Consider the following 19,065-nt stretch of genomic DNA (forward strand, 5'->3'; position numbering starts at 1 on the left):
GACTTGAAGAGGCAGCACCGTGCGCGTCGCGATCACCAAGAGCACTCTGAGGATCCCGCCGACCTACTTCGCGGTCAGTCACGCACTCCGGCTTCAGGGCGAGCATGAGTTCCGCTTCTTCTGCTACGTCGCCCAGGTCACGGATCCCGCGGTCACCGTGCCGATCATCGAGGCCGTCCCGCTCCGATCGCTCCCGTTCCGCCAGCGCGAACTGGTGATGCCGCTGTTCCTCGGCCGGATGCGCGGTCTCATCCAGCGCTTCCGTCCCGATGTGATCCACCAGCACTTCGCGACCTGGTCGCTCGCCGCCGTCGCTGCATCCAAACGGACCGGAGCGCCGCTGATCACCACGCTGCACGGCATCGACGTTTTCACCGCGCTCGGGCCGGCCGACACGGCCATGAAGCGCTGGCACCAGCGCAACTTCCGGGCGGCGGCGGCGCAGAGCACAGTCGTGCTCGCCGTGAGCCAGTACCTGGCCGGCCAGGCGCGGGCAGCCGGCGTCCCCGCCCACAAGATCCAGGTGCATTACCAGGGCATCGACACCGACTACTTCAGCCCGGCCGCCCGGGGGGACTCCCGCGCCCGCGTCCCCATCGTGCTCTTCGTCGGGGCGCTCTCGGCCCGCAAAGGGCTGCCAGACCTGCTCGAAGCCTCTGACCGTCTGCAGGCGAGCCACCCGCACGAGCTGGTCGTCGTCGGTGACGGGCCGCTCCGCGCGCAGTTGTCTGAGCGCGTCGCCACGGGCCGGGTGCGCGTGACCGGGTCGATCCCGCGCGACGAGATCCGCGAGGAGATGCGCCGCGCGCACGTGCTCGTGTTGCCGACGCAGGAGACCAACGGCTGGCGGGAGGCCGCCGGCCTCGTGCTGCTCGAGGCGCAGGCCTGCGGCACCCCCGCCGTCGCCTACCGGAGTGGCGGAGCGCCCGAGATGATGGCGGAGGGTCTGAGCGGGCTGCTCGCCGCCGAGAAGAACGTCGCCGAGCTCACCGCTGCCCTCGGCACGGTTTTGGCCCTGCCCGCCGGCGAGTACGCGGCGATGCGAGTGGCCGCCCGCGCTTTCGCGGTGAACGAGCGCAGCCTGGCCCGAAGCGCCGAGGAGCTCTCGCGCACCTACGCGGCTGCCGCCGCGGGGCGGCCAGAGACGCCACTCAGCTAGGAACGTTTAGACTTGGGTCTCTCGCCGGCTCGCTGGCAGGAATCCATTGTGGGCAATGGAGTCGTCGAGCACGGATTGAAGGAGCACCTCATCAGCACCAGTATTGAGTCGCGCACGTGGCTCATCGTGCCCCTCTACAACGAGGCGACGGTTGTGCGCTCGGTGATTGCGGAGGCAATCAAGACGTTCCCGCACATCGTCTGCGTGGATGACGGAAGCACCGACGACTCGGTGCGGGAGGCCGCAGCGGCCGGAGCCGTCGTTGTGCGGCATCCCATCAATCTCGGGCAGGGCGCAGCACTGCGCACCGGGCTCGACTTCGCGCTGCGCGACCCGCACGCCGACTACTTCGTGACCTTCGACTCCGACGGCCAGCACCAGGTCTCCGACGCGCTCGCCATGGTGCAGCGCCTCGAAGACGAGCCGCTCGACATCGTCGTCGGATCGCGCTTCCTCGACGATCGAACCCAGCCGGGCCGGGTCAAGAAGCTCGTGCTGAAGCTCGCCATCTTCTTCGAGCGGGTGAGCACCGGGGTGCGGCTCACCGACGCGCACAACGGGCTGCGTGCGCTGAACCGGCACGCGGCGTCGGTGATCCAGATCGAACAGAACCGGATGGCCCACGCCTCCGAGATCGTCTTCGAGATCGGCCGCAAGAATCTGCGCTACGCGGAACAGTCGGTGCACGTTATCTACACCGACTATTCGCGGTCGAAGGGCCAGTCGATCTGGAACTCGATCAACATTCTCAACGACCTTTTCATCAAGTAGGAGCGAACATGGGCGGCGACCAGCTTGCGATCAAGGTTGTCTTGATCGTCGTATTCGCGGTGTTTGGAATCTTCCTGATGGTTCCGGGCCGCGGGGTGCGGCACACCGCGTTGCGACGCTTGGCCATGGCCGGTCTGTTGGTGGTCACCGTGCTCGCCGTGATCTTCCCCGGCGCGGTCAACAGCGTCGCCAACATCCTGGGTGTCGGGCGTGGAACAGACCTGCTCCTGTACGGCCTGATCGTCGTGTTCGTCGGCAACACCCTGATCGTGCAACGGCGCCAGCGCAACACGGAACGCCAGATCACGGCGCTGGCCAGACAGCTTGCGCTCATGCAGGCGCTGACCCCCGCCGGCAACACCCCGGGTGGGGACAATGACCGCGACGAGACGGCGGGCGACCGGTAGCCCGGTGGGCCTAGCCTAGGGTTGAACGTGTGAGAACTCTGATTACCGGTGGGGCTGGCTACATCGGCGCCCACATCGTTCGCCTGTTGCGCGAGCGCGGCGACGACGTCGTGATCGTCGATGACTTGGCAACCGGGTCCCGTTCCCGGGTCGCTGACGTGCCCGTGCACGTGCTGGACCTGACCGCGGACGGCGCCGTCGACTCCCTCGTCACCGTGATGCGTGAACACCGGGTCGAGGCCGTCGTGCACCTCGCAGCCCGCAAACGGGTCGATGAATCCGTGCGGCGTCCCGCCTGGTACTTCGCCCAGAACATCGGCGGGCTGGCAGCTGTCCTCGAGGCGATGCAGCAGGCCGGCGTCGGAAAACTCCTCTTCTCCTCCTCGGCGGCCGTCTACGGCGCGACGGAGGGCGATGCCATCGGCGAAGACTCCGAGACGTCCCCCATCAACCCCTACGGCGAGACCAAGCTTGTCGGTGAGCACCTGGTGACCGCCGCCGCGGCCGCATTCGAGCTGCGGGCGGTGAGCCTGCGCTACTTCAACGTGGCGGGAACCGGCTGGCCGGAACTCCGCGACCACGCCGCACTCAACCTGATCCCCATGGTCTTCGAGCGGCTGGAAGCCGGCCTGCCCCCGCAGATCTTCGGCACGGATTACCCGACCACCGATGGCACGTGCGTGCGAGACTACGTGCACGTGCTCGACGTCGCCGACGCGCACCTCGTCGCCCTCGACTCGCTCGGAGCGCAAGAGCGTGGGCATGAGATCTACAACATCGGAACGGGGCACGGCACATCTGTCAGAGAGATCGTGCAACTGATCTGCGACGTGGCTGGCTATTCTGGGCCGGTGCTGGAATGCCCGCGCCGGGAGGGAGACCCCGCATCCGTCGTGGCGTCGGCCCAGCTCATTGGCAGCCGCCTCGGCTGGCACGGCCGTCACGACATTCGCGAGATGGTGGAGTCCGCGTGGAACGCGCAACACTCGGCGCCGTAGCGCTCTGCCTGGCCCCAGCAGTCGCCCAACAATTATTCGGGAGTAATGAATCTATGAGGACACCGCGATGAGCGCTGAGCAGACGGCGACGAGCACCACGTCCAGACTGCGGCTCGCAGGCCAGCGGATGGCCCCATACGTGTCGCGGTTCGGCGTGCCGTCGGCGCTCGTCCTCGCCGCACTGATCATGGTCGCGTCGGTGGGCCTGCACCACAACGGCATGGCGTCGCCGATCGACGAGTGGGTGTACCTGGACTATCTGTTCAAGATGCCCGGTGACCTGATCATGGTCAGGGGTGAGCCGATCGGCCATCGCGCGCTGGAGATGATGTCGTGCCAGGGCGTCACCCCCTACGGGGCGATGGGTGCGCCATGCGGCTCGGACTACGAGGCTCAGCGCTCCACCTACCCGTACGGCGGGTTGACCTCCGCCGACGGGTACACGCCGCTCTACTTCGTGCTCACCTGGCTGCTCGGCAAGGGCATCCGGCTCGTCACGGGCCTGAACGACCTGCAGGCTTTCCGGATGACGGGCTTCTTCTGGCTCGCGGCATCGCTCGTTGTGTTCTACCTGCTCGGGCGTGCCATGAAGGTGCACAAGATCGCCATCCTCGCGATCGGTCTGGTGTTCATCGCCACACCGTTCGCCTGGTGGACCTACACCTACGTCAGCACCGACGCGCCGTCGTTCTTCTTCGGCGTGCTGCTGCTCTGGGGCGCCATCCGATACCTGCAGGGGAGCGGTTCACCCTGGTGGATGGTCGCCGTCGCCGGCATCGCGGTGCTCTTCAAGGTGTCGAATATTCTCGCCGTCGGCGTTGTGGCGCTGTTGTTCCTCATCATCGCGGTGACCAACCTCGTGCAGGCCCGTCGTGGACGACTGGAAGAGGGGCAGGCGCGGAGCCCGTTCCGGCTCCTGCTGATCGCCTCGCTGATGGTGATCGTCTCCCTCGTGCTCGAGTACGTCTGGTTGATGATCCGCTCGGCCATCGCCGTCGGCCCTCCTCCCTACGTCGATATCCTCAACCGCCCGAGCCTGCGCGAGATGGGCCTCGAGATGGAGCTGCTCAACTTCTTGCCGGGAACGCTCATCTCCAATGTGCATGTGACCGGCAGTGGTGGAGCCTTTGCCTACACGATTCCAGAGCACCTCATCCTCCCCGCCTCGTGGCTCTGCATCGCCGGTGTCGTCGGCTGGCTGATGATCAAGAAGACCGGCGTGCTCGAGAACTCGCTGGCGTGGACGGTCGCCGTCTCCTCCACTCTCTTCGCGCCGATCCTCGTGCTGGCGATGGTGCTGCTCGAGGGCATCCACATCCAGCTTCCGCCGCGCTATGGTGCGTCCGTGCTGCCGGGATTCCTGCTGGCGATCGGTATGATCATGACTTCGAAGGCCGCACGCGGCCTGGTCCTGAGCTATGGCGTGCTGCTGCTCGCATTTGTCTGCGTTTTCGCAGCACGCTACGCATAGTCTCTGTACCGCGAATCATGCGTGAAGATCGTCGGTGGATGCCGGCTCAGAATGGAGTCTGTTCGGTGGGGAAGCAGCACAACCGTGACGTGAGCCTTGCACCGGGGAAGGCGCGGCGGGCGTTCTGGCCGGCCTTCGCGGTGTTCGCACTTCTGGCAACGCTGTGGGCCCTGGCCAGCCCGCTCTACTCCGTTCCAGACGAGAACGCCCATGTGGCGAAGGCTGTCGCGCAGCTGCACGGGCAGGTCATCGGCGAGAATGAGCCGGGAGAACCGTTCATCGTCGTCGAGCTGCCCCCGGGTACGAGTACAACCACAGCACCATGTGTTATCTGTTCGTTCCGGAGAGCTCGGCGCACTGCGCTGCAGCGGTCGGCGACGGCAGCGGGCAGGACTTCTTCTCGACCTGGGTCGGCACCTACAACCCGCTGTACTACTACCTTGTCGGCTGGCCCAGCCTGATCTTCGACAACGCAGCCGTCGGCGTCTACGCGATGCGCATCGTGAGCGCCCTGCTCGGCTCCGTGTTGCTCGCCTGGGCGTTCCAGGCCGGTGTGTCAGCCCGGTCCAACCGGTGGATGCCGCTCGGCCTCGCTTTCGTCGCGACGCCGATGGTGCTCTACTTCGTCGGCTCGGTGAACCCCAACGGCGTGGAGATCGCGTCGGCGGCCGCCCTGTGGATCGCGCTGCTGCGCCTGCTGGAACGCCATCGTGTGCCGGCATCCGCGATCGACAGCCTGTTGCCCACCCGCTACCTCTGGACCATCGTCACGGTCGCCAGCATCCTTCTCGTGAACGCACGGGCCGTTGGGCCGCTCTGGCTGATCACGATCGTGCTGACCTGCTGCATCGCGGCGGGCTGGGGGCCGACGAAGGCACTGTTCCTGCGCGGCGCGAGTTACCCCTGGCTGGGCGCCATCGCCGCCGGCTCGCTCTTCGCCGGCATCTGGACGCTCGCGACCGGGGCGCTCGGCGGGCAGGCTGGCGAGAGCGATGCGCCGCTCGTCGGCGGTTCAGCGCTCGCCGGGATCACCGCGATGCTCCGGCGCACCGGGGAATGGGTGCAGCAGGCCGTCGGGTTCTTCGGCTGGCTGGACACCCCGCTGCCGAACGAGGCCTACATCCTGCTCTACGTCGTTCTCGGCGTTCTTGTGCTGCTGGCCCTGGCCGCGACCGACCGCCGCAGCATGTGGGTGATGATCGGTGTGATCGCGCTGGCCATCCTGCTGCCCGCCATCGTGCAGGGCGTTCAGGTCAGCCGCACCGGCCTGATCTGGCAGGGCCGCTACGGCATCTTCCTCTACCTCGCGATCCCCATCTTCGCCGCCTGGGTGCTCTCCGGCCCGGCCGGCGACCGGCTGCGCTTCCTCTCGCCCCGCATGAACTGGATCGGTCTCGGCCTGCTCGCGGCCTACGGCAGCTTCGCCTTCCTCTGGGTGATGCGCCGCTACGTCACGGGCACGGCCCAGCCGTTCGCCGAGATGTTCGCCAACCCGGTTTGGCAGCCCCCGCTCGGCTGGCTGCCGTTGGTGCTCGCCTACGCGGCCGTGTCTGTCGCCTTCGTCGTCTGGGCCGGTCGCCTGGCCGCGCACCCGATCGACTCGGAACCCCCGGCAGTGGCGGCTGCGTCACGTGGCTGAACGCGTCGCCATCGCGTACGACTGCCTGTACCCGGTGAACACCGGCGGAGGGGAGCGTGTCTACCGACGCATGGCCGAGCTGCTCAGTGAGAATGGCTGCACGGTGGACTATGTGACCCGCCGGCAGTGGGCAGACGGGGCGGAGCCCGCCGCGGCGTTCACGGTGCGGCCGGTCTGGTCCGGTGAGATCTACGACGCGCACGGAACGCGCACCATGGGCAGTGCCGTCCGCTTCGCCGCCGCGCTGTTTCGCTACTTCGCCCGCCACCGCTCAGAACACGACACCGTGCTGGTCAGTGCGCTGCCGGTGCTCAACGTGTTCGCTGTGCGCTTGGCCCTGCTCGGCACGCGCACCTTCGTCGTGACCGATTGGCTCGAGGTGTGGAGCTGGCGCAAGTGGCGCAGCTACTCCGGAGCGCTCGTCGGCACCATCGCCAGCACCCTGCAGTGGTTCGGCCTGCGGGTGGGCCGGCTACAGACCGTGAACAGTGGGTTCACCCGAGCGAGAGTGCGCCGCTACCGGCCGGCGGCCGATCCGATCGTGCTGGGCCTCGTCGACCTGGTCGGTGAGGTGCCGGATGCCGGCACCAGCCGTGTCGGGCCCCCGCGGCTGCTCTTCGTCGGCCGCCACATCGCCGACAAGCGCCTCGACGCGCTGCCGGCGGCGCTGGCCGTCGCCCGCCGGAGTGTTCCGGGGCTGACTCTGAAGATCGTCGGCAGCGGCCCGGAGACGGCGGCAGTGCGCGCGCGCGTGCACGAGCTCGGCCTGGACGACGCCGTGGAGTTCCTGGGCCGGGTCGACGATGAGACGCTCGACCTCGCCTTCCGGGGCGCCAGTGCGCTCGTCAACCCGTCTGCCAGGGAGGGCTTCGGCCTGGTCATCGCCGAGGCCGCCGCCGTGGCGACGCCCAGCGTCGTCGTCGCGGGGGAGGACAACGCGGCCGCCGAGCTCGTGCACGACGGCGTGAACGGCATCATCGCCGCGTCGGTCGACCCCGAGGTGCTGGGCGCGGCCATCGTTCGAGCCGTGCAGGGCGGCACGGAGCTGCGCGCGTCCACGCTGGCCTGGTTCGAGCGGGAACGCGCCGAGCACGGGCTCGCGGCATCCGTCGCCCAGATCCTGGAACGGGCGAAGGCGCGCTAACCCTCGCCGCTCAGCGCGCGAGCACGGTGTGGAAGGCCTTGAGCACGCCGTCCGCCGTGCGCGACCAGGAGAACTGTGCCGCCCGGGCAACGCCTGCGCGGGACATCTCGTCGAGCTCGGCCGGGGAGTTCAGCAGCCGGGCGATCTCGGCGCCGATCGCCGCCGGGTCGTAGGGGTCGACGTAGCGGGCCGCGGTGCCCGCGACCTCGTGCATGACGGGGATGTCGGAGCAGAGCGCCGGGCAGCCGCGGGACATGGCTTCCAGCGGCGGCAGACCGAAACCCTCGAACAGGGTGGGGAAGACGACCAGCGTCGAGCTGTCGAAGAGCTCGTCGAGCTCCTCAGCGCTCAGCCAGCCGCGCAGGCTCACCCACTTCTCGAGCCCGAACTGCGCCACGACCTGCGCGAGCGGGTCGTCGCCGTGGCTGCCGGTGATCACCAGGAGCGGCCGCTCGGCCTCCGGGATGTGGAGCAGCGACTCGATCAGGCGGGGGAAGTTCTTGTGCGGCATCCGGTTACCGACCGAGAGGATCTGGCGCGGCAGGCGTCGCCCGTTCTCGGGCGTGACCGGTGCGGCGACGTTGTCGTAGCCGGCGAGCGGCACGATGTCGATGCGCTCGGCGGGGATGCCGAGCAGCTCGACAATGTCGTCGCGGGCGGCGACGCTGGAGGTGACGAGCCGCTGGGCGCTGCGTGCCGCAAGGCGCAGCATCAGGCGCAGCACGTGCGCGTAGGCGCCGGGCACGTACTCCGGGTGGCGGAACGGCAGCAGGTCGTGCAACGTCAACACGAGCGGAACGCCGCGGCGGGCCGGGCCGAGGTTGGCCGGGCAGTGCACCAGGTCGGCGCCGAGGCGCTTGGCGTGGCGCTGCACAGAGAACAGCTCGCCCCTGGCCCAGGCCATGCGGTTCTCGCCGCTGATGCCGGAGTCGATCACGGTGCCGGGGAACCAGCTGGTGTCTCCGGCGGCCAGCTCGCTGGAGGCCAGTGCCACGAACTCGAGGTTGCCCGGCTTCTCGGCGATGGCCGCGTACAGGCTGCGCACGTACTGCTCCATGCCGCCCTTCGTGCCGGTCATGAACAGCAGGTCAACGAGCACGAGAGGCATGGGACCAGCGTACCGGGCGTCAGTCTGGGCGCACCGCGCTGCGCCTCCGCCTGGCCGCCTCGTAGACGACGGCCTGCAGCAGCTCGCCGCAGAGCAGCACCACGAAGACGAGGCTGAGCTCGTTCAGCTGCAGCACCAGCAGGGCGGCGATGGCCGTCACGATCGCTACGGCGCCGCGCAGCAGGGTCAGCAGCTTCGCCTCGCCCATGCGGCGGAGAGCGGCGAACGGGATCGTCGTGGCCAGGGAGGCCGCCCGCCACAGGCAGGCCAGGGTGAGGGCGAGCGCCGTCGCGGAGAGCGTCCACGCCTCGCCGAACAGGAACCCGAACACCCCGAGCGCCTCCGCCACGCCGATGGCGAGGAGCGCGACGAGCACGGCGGCCGCCGAGATGACGATGTCGAGCCGGGAGTGCTCCTTCAAGAGCCGCAGCCGGAGGAAGTTGAGCGGGATGGCAAGCAGGCCGGACACCGTCGAGATCGAGGTGAACAGCACCGCCTGGACGGGGCCGAGCAGGGCGAGGATGACGGCGTTCAACACCGGGTAGACGCCGCCCGTGATGGCCACATCCGTTACCACCCAGGCCATCACCCGGGGCTCGGGGCGGCTCGCCCGGTGCTCGACCGGCATCGAGCGGATGCCGGTGGCCACGACGATGCCGAGCACGAGCGGCAGCAGCGCCCAGTCGAGGTTCGCGAAGCCGGCGAGCACGCCGACGAGCGCCCCGACCCCGACGCTGATCGCCGCCCAGATCTCGCGCACGTCCAGCCGCTCCGCCACGGAGACGCCGCGGCCGACCTCCAACGAGGCGAGCAGCACGGGCAGCGCGATGCACAGCAGCACCGCGTTCTGGTAGTTGAAGGCCAGCACGAGCGCTGTGAGGATCGACAGCGCGGCGAGCCAGAGCGGGAACGTCACCCGGCGCTCGGTGGCCGCCGAGCTCAGCCGGGACTCGACGACGGCGGCGAAGGTCAGCTGCCCGGCGAAGGTGGCGACCATGATCGCGACGGCGATGGCGCCCTGCTCCTGGATCGTGAAGATGCGGGAGGAGATCGAGATCGTGGCGGCCGGGATGGCGGCCAGCGAGACGCCGCCGACGAGGGTGATGAGCGAGAGGGCCGCCTGGCGCAGGCGGATCTGCGGGGGCAGTTCGACGGACACGGCCTAGCCCTGCCGATCGCCGACGCGCAACTGGAGCGACTCGATGAAGCCGATGCCGCGGTCGACGCCGGGGATGTCCCTGGACCGCGGCCCGGCGGCGGCCCCGGCGCGCCAGCCGGCGATGCGGCCGCGTGTGGACGCCAGGTCGCGTGAGAGCACGAGGTCGCCGGCGCAGACAATGGCCTCGGTGACCAGGGCGCGGAGCGCGTGGCGGCCGCGCAGCACGCCGTAGGCCCGCAGCAGGTAGCCCCGGCCGTAGCCGGCCTTCCGACGCTGGCTGGCTGAGCCGCGACCGGAGGTCGCACCGCCCAGGTGGGTGCCTCTGGCATCCGGAACGGCGATCGTCGACCAGCCGCCCGCGCGCAGGCGCAACGCGAGGTCGAGTTCTTCTCCGTACATCTTGATGCCCTCGTCGAAGTCGCCGACCTGCTCAAGCGCGAACCGCCGGTAAGCAGCGACCGCACCGTACGGGCCGAGCAGGGCGTGCCCTGCCCCGCCCTCGCCGCCGTCCCGCACGGCCGTCTCGGCGGTTGCGCCGTTGAAGCGGACGAAGCCGGAGAGGGTGACGTCGGCGCAGATGCCGTAGGCGTCGACCCGGCCGTCCGGCTTGAACAGCAGCGGGGTGGCGCTGCCGAGCCGCTGGTCAGCGCCGAACGGCGCGGTGAGGCGCTCCAGCAGCTCCGGCTCGGCGTCGACGTCGTTGTTGACGAGCACGACGATGTCGGCCGTGGCAGCAGCGAGGCCGCGGTTGCAGGCACCGGCGAAGCCGAGGTTCTGCTCCAGCGCGATCACCGTGACCTCCGGGAATCCGGTGGCGAGGCGCTCCAGCGTGTCATCCGGCCCGGCATCGTCGACGACGATGACTCGGTGCCGCACGCTCTGGGCGCGCAGGTGCAGCAGGCACGATTCGGTGATGGGCCAATTGCCGTAGACGGGCACCACGACATCGATTGTCAGACTCACGGAATGCGGCTCTTTCCCGGCGGGCAGGTCGAGCGCCCGGCCGTGTATGACCAACTATCGCATCCCGGGGCCTCGGAGTTGGTGCGGAGGGCGAGCAGATATGATCGGAGCGCCCGTTAGTGCCAATCCAAAGGAACCCTGCACCCCGTGACGTCTACCGACACCATCGAGCTCACCATTTTGATGCCTTGCCTGAACGAAGCGGAGACGCTCGCCGTCTGCATCGACAAGGCGCAGGGCTACCTGCAGCGAAGCGGTGTCGTCGGTGAGGTGCTCATCGCCGACAACGGCAGCACGGATGGCTCCCAGCAGATCGCCCGCGACCACGGGGCACGCGTCGTCGACATCGCCGAGAAGGGCTACGGCAGCGCGCTGATGGGCGGCATCGAGGCGGCTCGCGGCACCTACATCATCATGGGCGACGCGGATGACAGCTACGATTTCTCCGCGCTGGATAACTTCGTCGAACGGCTGCGCGCCGGCGACGAGCTGGTGATGGGCAACCGCTTCCGCGGCGGCATCGAGCCCGGCGCCATGCCGCCGCTGCACAAGTACCTCGGCAACCCCGTGCTGTCCTGGATCGGCCGCGTGCTCTTCCGCTCGCCGATCAAGGACTTCCACTGCGGCCTGCGCGGATTCCGCCGACAGTCGATGCTCGACCTGCACCTGCAGACCACCGGCATGGAGTTCGCCAGCGAGGTCGTCGTCAAGTCCACCCTCGGTGGGCTGCGCGTCAGCGAGGTGCCCACCACCCTGAAGAAGGACGGCCGCAGCCGCCCGCCGCACCTGCGCAGCTGGCGCGACGGCTGGCGCCACCTGCGATTCCTGCTGATCTTCAGCCCGCGCTGGCTGTTCCTCTGGCCCGGTTCGGTCGCGTTCTTCCTCGGCCTCATCGGCACGCTCTCGATCGCGTTCGGTCCGTTCATGCTGGGCTCCGTCGGCTTCGACGGCGCGACGCAGGTCTACCTGGCCGCGCTCACCGTCGTCGGTTATCAGGCGATCCTGTTCGCGATCCTCACCAAGATCTACGCCCAACGCGAGGGCTTCCGGATCCCGCGCAGCCGCAGCTTCGACAAACTGGAGAAGCGGATCAGCCTGGAGAGCGGGGCGCTCGCCGGCGCCATCCTGTTCGTCATCGGCCTCGTGATCGCCATCGTCCAGCTCGTGCAGTGGAGCAGCAGCGGATTCGGTGAGCTGGACGCCACCGTCACCGTCCGCGTGTCCGTGCTCGCCAGCCTGGTGATGATGCTCGGCGCCCAGACCATGATGGCCGGGATGTTCCTCGGGGTGCTCGGAGTGGGCCTGAAGCGACGCCCATGATGGCCTCGCCGACCTCGCTCACCGTCTCGGTCGCCCTGTGCACGCACAACGGCGCCGACTACCTGCGCGAGCAGCTGCTCAGCATCCTGAACCAGACAGTCCCCGCCGGCGAGATCGTCGTCTCCGACGACGCGTCGACGGATGACACCATCGCGGTGCTCGAGGAGACGCTGGCCGAGTGGGCGGCAGGCGGCCGGACCGTTCCCACCGTCACGGTGCTGCGGAACGAGCCCGCCCTCGGCGTGACGGCCAACTTCGAGCAGGCGCTCTCCGCCTGCACCGGCGACATCCTCATGCTCAGCGACCAGGACGACGTCTGGCAGCCGGACAAGCTCGGCGTGATCGTGGCCGCCTTCGAGGCGCAGCCCGGGGTCGACCTCGTCTTCAGCGACGCCCGGATGGTCGACGCGCAGGGCGCCCCGCTCGGGCCGCTGCTGTTCGAAACGCTCGGCCTCTCGCGCCGCGAACGGGAACTGCTGGCCGGGCGGCGCGCCTTCGACGCGCTGCTGCGGCGCAACGTCGTCACCGGGGCCACCGCGGCCCTGCGCCGTGGGCTCGTTCAGCGCAGCGCGCCGTTCCCGGCGGCCTGGGTGCATGACGAGTGGCTGGCGATCGTGGCAGCCGCCCAGAACGACATCCTCATGCTGGACCGCCCGCTGATCGACTACCGCCAGCACGGTCGCAACCAGATCGGCGCCACCAGTCTGACGGCCACCGGCGCTCTCGCCCGGCTGCGGACGCCCCGGGCCGCCCGCAATGCACGCCTTCTGGCCCGCGCCCAGGCCCTCGCCGAGCGGATGCCGGAGTTCAGCCCGCCGCCGGGCGCAGAGCGCGTGCGGCTGGTGCAGCAGAAACTCGCGCATGAACGGCGGCGCAGCAGCTACCCCGCCGCACGGCTGCGGCGGATCGGCCCGGTGTGGCGTGCCTGGCGTGCCGGCGGCTACGACCGCTTCGGGCTCGGACTGCAAGACGTCGTGCGCGACCTGCTGCAGCCCGAATAGCCAGCACCCGAATAGCCAGCAACAGCCCGATTCGCAAACAATAGACTGAACCCAACTGTGCGGCCCTCGCTCGCCGACTGATCGCAAAGGACACCATGACTCGCGCCCTCATCACCGGAATCACCGGCCAAGACGGCCTGTACCTCGCCGAGCTCCTCGTGTCGAAGGGCTACGAGGTGTTCGGACTCATCCGCGGGCAGAACAACCCCAAGTACCAGCTGGTGCGCGACACGATCCCCGAGGTCACGCTGCTCACCGGTGACCTCACCGACGTTTCCAGCCTGGTGCGCGTGCTCTCCCTCTCCCAGCCGGACGAGGTGTACAACCTGGGTGCGATCTCGTTCGTCGCCTACTCGTGGGAGAACGCCAGCCTGACCAGCGACGTCACCGGCAAGGGCGTGCTCAACATGCTCGAGGCGACTCGGCTCTACGCCGGCGACGACATCGGCAAGGTGCGGTTCTATCAGGCGTCCTCCTCCGAGATGTACGGCAAGGTGCAGCAGGTTCCGCAGCGCGAGGACACCCTGCTCTGGCCGCGCTCGCCCTACGGCGTCGCCAAGGTGTTCGGCCACTACATGACGATCAACTACCGCGAGTCCTACGGGATGCACGCCTCCAGCGGCATCCTGTTCAACCACGAGTCCCCGCGGCGCGGGCCGGAGTTCGTCACCCGCAAGGTGACGCAGGCCGTCGCCCGCATCTCGCTGGGCCTGCAGGACTCCCTCGCGCTCGGCAACCTCGAGTCGGAGCGCGACTGGGGCTTCGCCGGCGACTACGTCGAGGCGATGTGGCGCATGCTGCAGCAGCCGGAGGCCGACGACTACGTCGTGGCCACCGGCCAGACGCACTCCATCCGTGACCTGCTGGACGCCGCATTCGCCGCGGCCGACATCGAGGACTGGTCGCGGTTCGTCACCCAGGACCCGCGCTTCATGCGCCCGGCCGAGGTCGACCTGCTCATCGGTGACGCGACCAAGGCGCGGACCGTTCTCGGCTGGAAGCCCACCGTCGCCTTCCCGGAGCTCATCGGCATGATGGTGGAGAACGACCTGCGCGAGCAGGCCGCCCTGGCCCGCTGATGCGCACCGCACTCGTCACCGGCGTCTCCGGCCAGGACGGCAGCTATCTGAGCGAGAGCCTGCTCGCCGCCGGCTGGGCCGTGCACGGGCTGGTGCGGGCGGCATCCGCCGCGCACGAACAGCCCATCGACCCGCGGGTCATCACGCACACCGGCGACCTCGCCGACGAGGCACGCCTGCGGGCCGTCGTGGCCGACGTGGCGCCCGACGTGATCTTCAACCTGGCCGGGGTGAGCTCCGTCGCCCAGTCCTGGCAGCAGCCGGTGCTCACCGCCGAACTGACCGGGGTCGCCGCCGTGACCCTGCTCGATGCGGCCTGGCAGCTGCAGGAGGCCTCCGGCACACCGGTGCGCTTCGTGCAGGCGTCCAGCGCCGAGATCTTCGGCGCGGCCAGCCAACTGCCGCAGAACGAGGACACTCCGATCCGGCCCGTCTCGCCCTACGGGGCGGCGAAGGCCTTCGCGCACCACGCCGTCGGGGTCTACCGCGCCCGCGGGCTGGGCGCCTCGGCGGCCGTGCTGTACAACCACGAGTCGCCCAGACGGCCAGAGACCTTCGTCACCCGCAAGATCACCCGCGGCGCGGCGTTGATCGCCGCCGGCCAGTCCGACACCCTCATGCTCGGCAATCTGGACGCGCGCCGCGACTGGGGCTGGGCGCCGGACTACGTCGACGCGCTGATCCGCATGGCAGAAGCCCCGGAGGCCGACGACTTCGTGATCGCGACGGGGCGGGCGCACACGGTGCGCGAGTTCGTCGCCGCGGCGTTCCGTGCCGTTGGGATCGAGGACTGGCAGCGTCACGTCGGGCTCGACCCGCGGTTCGCCCGGCCGAGCGACGCCCCGGAGATGTGCGGCGACGCGAGCAAGGCCCGGGAGCTCCTGGGCTGGCAGCCGAGCGTCGAGTTTGACGAGCTGGTGGCACGGATGGCCGCGCACGACCTGGCCGCACTGCGCCAGTAGCCGGCGCCACTACTCCTCGGGGATCGGCTCCGGCTCGTGGCGGCGCAGCGCATCACGCCAGCTCATGGCCTGCGAGGCCTTGATCGCGCAGACGATGAGCAGCATCCAGCCGTACTCACCGAGCACCGTGCTCTCGGCGAGGGACGTGACGGTGAGGGCGAGCACCACCAGCGCAGGCCAGACGTACACCGTGCTGCGCCGCTCGCTGGCCAGCAGCCAGGAGCGCACCAGGGCGAAGCCGACGAGGGCGATGAACGAGATCAGCCCGACCAGGCCGAGCTGGAAGTACACGTCGAAGAAGGCGCTGAGCGCCGAGCTCTGCGAACCCCCGTGGCCAGGTTGAGCCAGAGGTAGGGCGGCGACGTCGGCTGCCAGGCTCCCACCCAGCCCCAGCCCTGTAGGGAGTTCAGCTGCGTGTAGCGCAGGATCTCACGCCAGAGCGCGGTGCGCACCTCGAACTCGCTGCCGGCGTTGAGCACGTTCAGGATGCTGGACCGCAGCAGCCAGAGCACCGCGCCCAGGATCGTGACCGCGGCGAGCAGGCCGAGCTGCCAGTACATCCGGCTGGCGGCGGGCACCCGGCGGATGCCGGCCAGCGCCAGCGCGGCCACACCGACAACGAAGAACGCCCCGAACGTCACCGGCGAGCCAGAGAACAGCACCAGCAGGGTGGCCAGCGCGATCGAGAACACGGCCTGCATCCGGGGCACGGAACGGGTCATGAACTCGATGGAGAAGGTGATCAGACCGATCAGGGCCACCAGACCGAGCTGGTTGCGGCTGCCGAAGACGCCCTGCAGCGGCCCGAACGACGCGATGTTGCCCTGGATGTCGAGGAAGGCGATGGGCAGGTCCAGCAGCAGACCGGAGACCACCTCGAGGGTGAGTGAGAGTCCGAGCAGCACCCGCAGCACATCGCCGAGGCCGCGCACCAGCTGGATCGTGTCGCGCACCAGCGTCAGGTAGACGGCGAGCGCGGTGAACAGGAGCAGGTAGAGCACCCGGCCGCCGCTGGTGAATGTCGTCGTGCTCCAGAACACCGACAGGATGCTCCAGCCGAGGAACACCAGGATCGTGATCGGCGGCAGCCCGTACCAGTCGATGCTCTCCCGGCGGGAGAGCAGGGAGAGGGTGGCCAACGCGACCAGGGTGATGAGGATCGCCAGCAACCCTGCCCAGCCCATCGTCGCCCGCAGCAGGTGGGTGCCGAACGCCGTGCCCAGGATGCACAGCGTGAGTGCGGAGGCGAAACGGGCAGAGCCCAGCAGGTGGGCCACCGCCGGTGGCAACACAGTGCGTCGGATGGCCTCCATGCCTTAAGGCATCGTCTCGACGCGGCGGAGGTTGCGCTTCGTGATCAGGGCGAGCGCGACCAGCATCATCCAGCCGCCCTCGATCAGGATCCGGCTCTCGGTGAAGCTCTGCACGAGCAGCGCGATCATCAGCAGGAAGGGAACCAGGGCGGATGCCGCATACGGCCGGTCGTCGGCGAGCGAGTCACGGGGGCGGTCGACGGCGAGGAACCAGCTGCGCCAGAGCGTGCCGATGACGAGGGCGGCGAACAGTACAACGCCGATGACGCCCAGCTGCAGCCAGACGTCGAGCCAGGCGCTGTGCGCTTGCAGGTAGGTGACTCCCTTGCGGACCGCGAGATCGTCGAACGGCTCCACCCACGGCGCCCAGTAGCTGACCCAGCCCCAGCCGGCGACGGGGCGTTGGGACGCGAGCTCGGTGACGGCCGACCAGATGTCGAAGCGGCCGGTCAGGTCCTCGCTCTTGCCGAGCGCACCCAGCAGCGGGCCCCAGAGGAGCGAGCCGAACACCCCTCCGACCACGACGAGGCCGCCGGCGGTCAGGTAGACGGGGCGCCTCCGCTCCGGGCCGACCCGGCGGGCCCAGAGCGCGAAGCCGAGCGCGACGGCGACCACGACGGCCGCGATCAGCACGGTGGCGGAGCGGGTCAGGCCGAGCGTCAGCACGGCGATGGCCAGCCAGGCGATGCCGGGCCCGCGCCGCACCGTGCGCGCCGCCAGCTGGGCGGCGAAGACGATCAACGCCAGCAGCGCTGCCGCCGCCAGCAGGTTGCGGTTGGCGACGATGCCCTCGATCGGGCCGCCCTGGAACAGCAGCCCGCGCGACCAATAGAACGCAGCGGGGATCTTGCCCTCGTAGTCGGTGAAGAAGGGCAGCACCGGCCCGCCGACGAAGACGGCGACCCAGAGCTCGAACAGCAGGGAGAGGCCGAGCAGCCAGCGGAGGGCGGCGCCGAGCGCCCGCAGGAACTCGGGCCAGGTCAGGCACAGCCCGAGCAGGAGTGCCGGCACGGTTGTGGCCAGCTGGGCCAGGATGCCGACGGCCGTGGCGCCGGGATAGAACGACCACGCCAGCGAGAGCACCGCGAGGCCGAGGAACAGCCAGAGGCTGACCGGGGTCCGCCGCCACAGCGTGCGGCCGTTCAGCCACTCGGGCTTCAGGCGCAGCAGGGCAACGACGCTGGCGGCGAGCAGCAGCAGCACAAGCGCGCCCCAACCCCACCAGCCGAGAAGGTTGCGCCAGAACTGGCCGGCGAGCGCCGTGAACAGCAGCGCCGTTGCCAGCGTGTGCACGGCAAAACGGCTACGGCCCGGCTGCATCATGGCACAAGGCTATCGAACTCGGGCAGGGGAACGGTGCAGCGGAGGGGAGCGGCGCGGGCAGCGGCTCAGACGAATGCCGCCTGCCCGGTGATGCTGCGGCCGACGATCAACGCGTTCATCTCGCGGGTTCCCTCGTAGGAGTAGAGCGCCTCGGCGTCGGCGAAGAAACGGGCGACCTCGTAGTCGAGCACGATGCCGTTGCCGCCGAACAGTTCGCGGCACCATGCGACACTCTCCCGCATGCGGGACGTGGTGAACGCCTTCGCGAGTGCCGAGTGCTCATCGCGCTGCTGGCCGGCATCCTGCATCTCCGACACGCGCACCACCATGCCGAGCGAGGCGGTGATGTTGCCGAGGCTCTTGGAGAGCAGGTCCTGTACGAGCTGGTGCGAGCCGATCGGCTTGCCGAACTGCACCCGCTCCTTCGAATAGGCGACGGCCGCCTCGTAGGCGCCGGCCGCCACGCCGACGGCCGCCCAGGCGACCTCTGCCCTGGTCAGCCGCAGCACCTTGGCGGTGTCTTTGAACGAGTTCGCGTTCGCCAGCCGGAGCGACTCGGGAACGACGACGTCCTCGAGCGTGATGTCGGCGTTCTGCACGGGGCGCAGGGCGATCTTGCCCTCGATCTTGCGCGCGCTGAAGCCCGGCGTGCTGGTCGGCACGATGAAGCCCTTGACATGGTTGTCTGCGACATCCTTCGCCCAGATGACGGTCACGTCGGCGAAGGTGGCGTTGCCGATCCAGCGCTTGGCGCCGTTCAGCACCCAGTTGTCGCCGTCGCGGCGGGCCGTCGTGGCCAGGCCCTGCGCGCTGTCCGATCCACTCTGCGGCTCGGTCAGGCCGAAGCTGCCGATGAGCTCGCCGGATGCCAGCCGGGGCAGCCACTCCGCGCGCTGCTCCGCGGAGCCGCACACCGAGATGGAGCCGCAGCACAGGCCGTTCTGCACGCCGGCGAAGGTCGCGACGGAGGCGTCGACCCTGGCCATCTCGAACGCCACAAAGCCCCGGAATACCGCCGAGTTCTCGAACGGCCGGGTCTCGTCCCAGGCGAAGCTGAACGCGCCCAGGTCTGCCAGCGGCTGCACGATCTGCGTCGGGAACTCCGCGCGCTCCCAGTAGCCGCCGATGATGGGCCGCACCTCGGACTCCAGGTAGCCGCGGAGCGCCATGATGGCCTGCTGCTCCGGCTCGGAGAGCAGTGACTCGTAGCTGTAAAAGTCGGACACGAGGGGCTGGAAGGTCATGCTC

Annotated in this window: 18 protein-coding genes; 11 read left to right on the plus strand and 7 right to left on the minus strand. The window is 69.3% G+C overall.

Annotated features, from left to right (window positions below; genetic code table 11):
* Nucleotides 1–19: 19 nt before the first annotated feature.
* The 7 genes from AWU67_RS02020 to AWU67_RS02050 all read left to right on the plus strand — a co-directional run bounded on the left by AWU67_RS02020 (nt 20) and on the right by AWU67_RS02050 (nt 7,589).
* Nucleotides 20–1,159 carry a glycosyltransferase gene (locus AWU67_RS02020; RefSeq protein ID WP_082716706.1) on the plus strand — a complete coding sequence of 380 codons (1,140 nt, stop codon included), beginning with the start codon at nt 20–22 and terminating at the stop codon, nt 1,157–1,159.
* A gap of 48 nt (nt 1,160–1,207) precedes the next feature.
* A complete protein-coding gene (locus AWU67_RS02025; protein ID WP_425339192.1) occupies nt 1,208–1,930 on the plus strand; it encodes a glycosyltransferase family 2 protein in 723 nt (240 codons plus the stop codon).
* 8 nt (nt 1,931–1,938) lie between these two features.
* The gene (locus tag AWU67_RS02030; protein WP_082716707.1) at nt 1,939–2,337 is read left to right on the plus strand and encodes a DUF2304 domain-containing protein; all 399 of its coding nucleotides are present in this window, start codon (nt 1,939–1,941) and stop codon (nt 2,335–2,337) included.
* Nucleotides 2,338–2,366: 29 nt separating this feature from the next.
* Nucleotides 2,367–3,335, plus strand: coding sequence for a UDP-glucose 4-epimerase GalE (galE, locus tag AWU67_RS02035; RefSeq protein ID WP_067226086.1), 969 nt, complete (start codon nt 2,367–2,369; stop codon nt 3,333–3,335).
* A 67-nt stretch (nt 3,336–3,402) separates the two neighbouring features.
* On the plus strand, nt 3,403–4,806 hold the full coding sequence (locus tag AWU67_RS02040; RefSeq protein ID WP_067226088.1) for a hypothetical protein: 1,404 nt from the start codon (nt 3,403–3,405) through the stop codon (nt 4,804–4,806).
* Between the two features lie 322 nt (nt 4,807–5,128).
* The gene (locus tag AWU67_RS02045; RefSeq protein WP_067226091.1) at nt 5,129–6,445 is read left to right on the plus strand and encodes a DUF2142 domain-containing protein; all 1,317 of its coding nucleotides are present in this window, start codon (nt 5,129–5,131) and stop codon (nt 6,443–6,445) included.
* A complete protein-coding gene (locus AWU67_RS02050) occupies nt 6,438–7,589 on the plus strand; it encodes a glycosyltransferase family 4 protein (RefSeq protein WP_067226095.1) in 1,152 nt (383 codons plus the stop codon). The genes AWU67_RS02045 and AWU67_RS02050 overlap by 8 nt, the downstream gene beginning before the upstream one ends.
* 10 nt (nt 7,590–7,599) lie before the next feature.
* On the opposite strand, the gene AWU67_RS02055 is transcribed toward AWU67_RS02050, so the two are convergent.
* Genes AWU67_RS02055 through AWU67_RS02065 form a run of 3 tightly spaced genes read right to left on the minus strand, consistent with a single transcriptional unit; the run spans nt 7,600 to nt 10,819 of the window.
* On the minus strand, nt 7,600–8,697 hold the full coding sequence (locus tag AWU67_RS02055) for a glycosyltransferase family 4 protein (protein ID WP_067226100.1): 1,098 nt from the start codon (nt 8,695–8,697) through the stop codon (nt 7,600–7,602).
* 19 nt (nt 8,698–8,716) lie between these two features.
* Entirely contained in the window at nt 8,717–9,856 is a 1,140-nt protein-coding gene (locus AWU67_RS02060) for a hypothetical protein (protein ID WP_067226104.1), read from the minus strand.
* Nucleotides 9,857–9,859: 3 nt separating this feature from the next.
* Nucleotides 9,860–10,819: a glycosyltransferase family 2 protein gene (locus tag AWU67_RS02065; protein WP_067226106.1), complete on the minus strand. Its 960-nt coding sequence runs from the start codon at nt 10,817–10,819 to the stop codon at nt 9,860–9,862.
* A gap of 147 nt (nt 10,820–10,966) precedes the next feature.
* Between AWU67_RS02065 and AWU67_RS02070 the strand changes: the two genes are divergently transcribed.
* The 4 genes from AWU67_RS02070 to AWU67_RS02085 all read left to right on the plus strand — a co-directional run bounded on the left by AWU67_RS02070 (nt 10,967) and on the right by AWU67_RS02085 (nt 15,181).
* Nucleotides 10,967–12,139 carry a glycosyltransferase family 2 protein gene (locus AWU67_RS02070; RefSeq protein ID WP_234407322.1) on the plus strand — a complete coding sequence of 391 codons (1,173 nt, stop codon included), beginning with the start codon at nt 10,967–10,969 and terminating at the stop codon, nt 12,137–12,139.
* A complete protein-coding gene (locus AWU67_RS02075; protein ID WP_199922331.1) occupies nt 12,136–13,140 on the plus strand; it encodes a glycosyltransferase family 2 protein in 1,005 nt (334 codons plus the stop codon). The genes AWU67_RS02070 and AWU67_RS02075 overlap by 4 nt, the downstream gene beginning before the upstream one ends.
* A gap of 95 nt (nt 13,141–13,235) precedes the next feature.
* A complete protein-coding gene (locus AWU67_RS02080) occupies nt 13,236–14,219 on the plus strand; it encodes a GDP-mannose 4,6-dehydratase (RefSeq protein WP_067226114.1) in 984 nt (327 codons plus the stop codon).
* Nucleotides 14,219–15,181, plus strand: a complete 963-nt coding sequence (locus tag AWU67_RS02085; RefSeq protein ID WP_067226116.1) for a GDP-mannose 4,6-dehydratase — start codon at nt 14,219–14,221, stop codon at nt 15,179–15,181. Before AWU67_RS02080 ends, AWU67_RS02085 begins: the two co-directional genes overlap by 1 nt.
* Nucleotides 15,182–15,190: 9 nt before the next feature.
* Here AWU67_RS02085 and AWU67_RS17620 read toward each other — a convergent pair whose 3' ends face one another.
* From AWU67_RS17620 to AWU67_RS02100, 4 genes are all read right to left on the minus strand, one after another.
* Nucleotides 15,191–15,472 (minus strand): hypothetical protein, encoded by a 282-nt coding sequence (locus AWU67_RS17620; RefSeq protein WP_234407323.1) that lies wholly within the window; start codon nt 15,470–15,472, stop codon nt 15,191–15,193.
* Nucleotides 15,442–16,458 carry an exopolysaccharide production protein gene (locus tag AWU67_RS02090; protein WP_234407324.1) on the minus strand — a complete coding sequence of 339 codons (1,017 nt, stop codon included), beginning with the start codon at nt 16,456–16,458 and terminating at the stop codon, nt 15,442–15,444. Before AWU67_RS02090 ends, AWU67_RS17620 begins: the two co-directional genes overlap by 31 nt.
* Before the next feature lie 39 nt (nt 16,459–16,497).
* On the minus strand, nt 16,498–17,817 hold the full coding sequence (locus tag AWU67_RS02095; RefSeq protein WP_067226119.1) for an O-antigen ligase family protein: 1,320 nt from the start codon (nt 17,815–17,817) through the stop codon (nt 16,498–16,500).
* A 65-nt stretch (nt 17,818–17,882) separates the two neighbouring features.
* Nucleotides 17,883–19,061 carry an acyl-CoA dehydrogenase family protein gene (locus AWU67_RS02100; RefSeq protein WP_067226122.1) on the minus strand — a complete coding sequence of 393 codons (1,179 nt, stop codon included), beginning with the start codon at nt 19,059–19,061 and terminating at the stop codon, nt 17,883–17,885.
* Nucleotides 19,062–19,065: the final 4 nt, after the last annotated feature.

The sequence above is a fragment of the Microterricola viridarii genome, from assembly GCF_001542775.1.
GTDB lineage: Bacteria > Actinomycetota > Actinomycetes > Actinomycetales > Microbacteriaceae > Microterricola > Microterricola viridarii_A.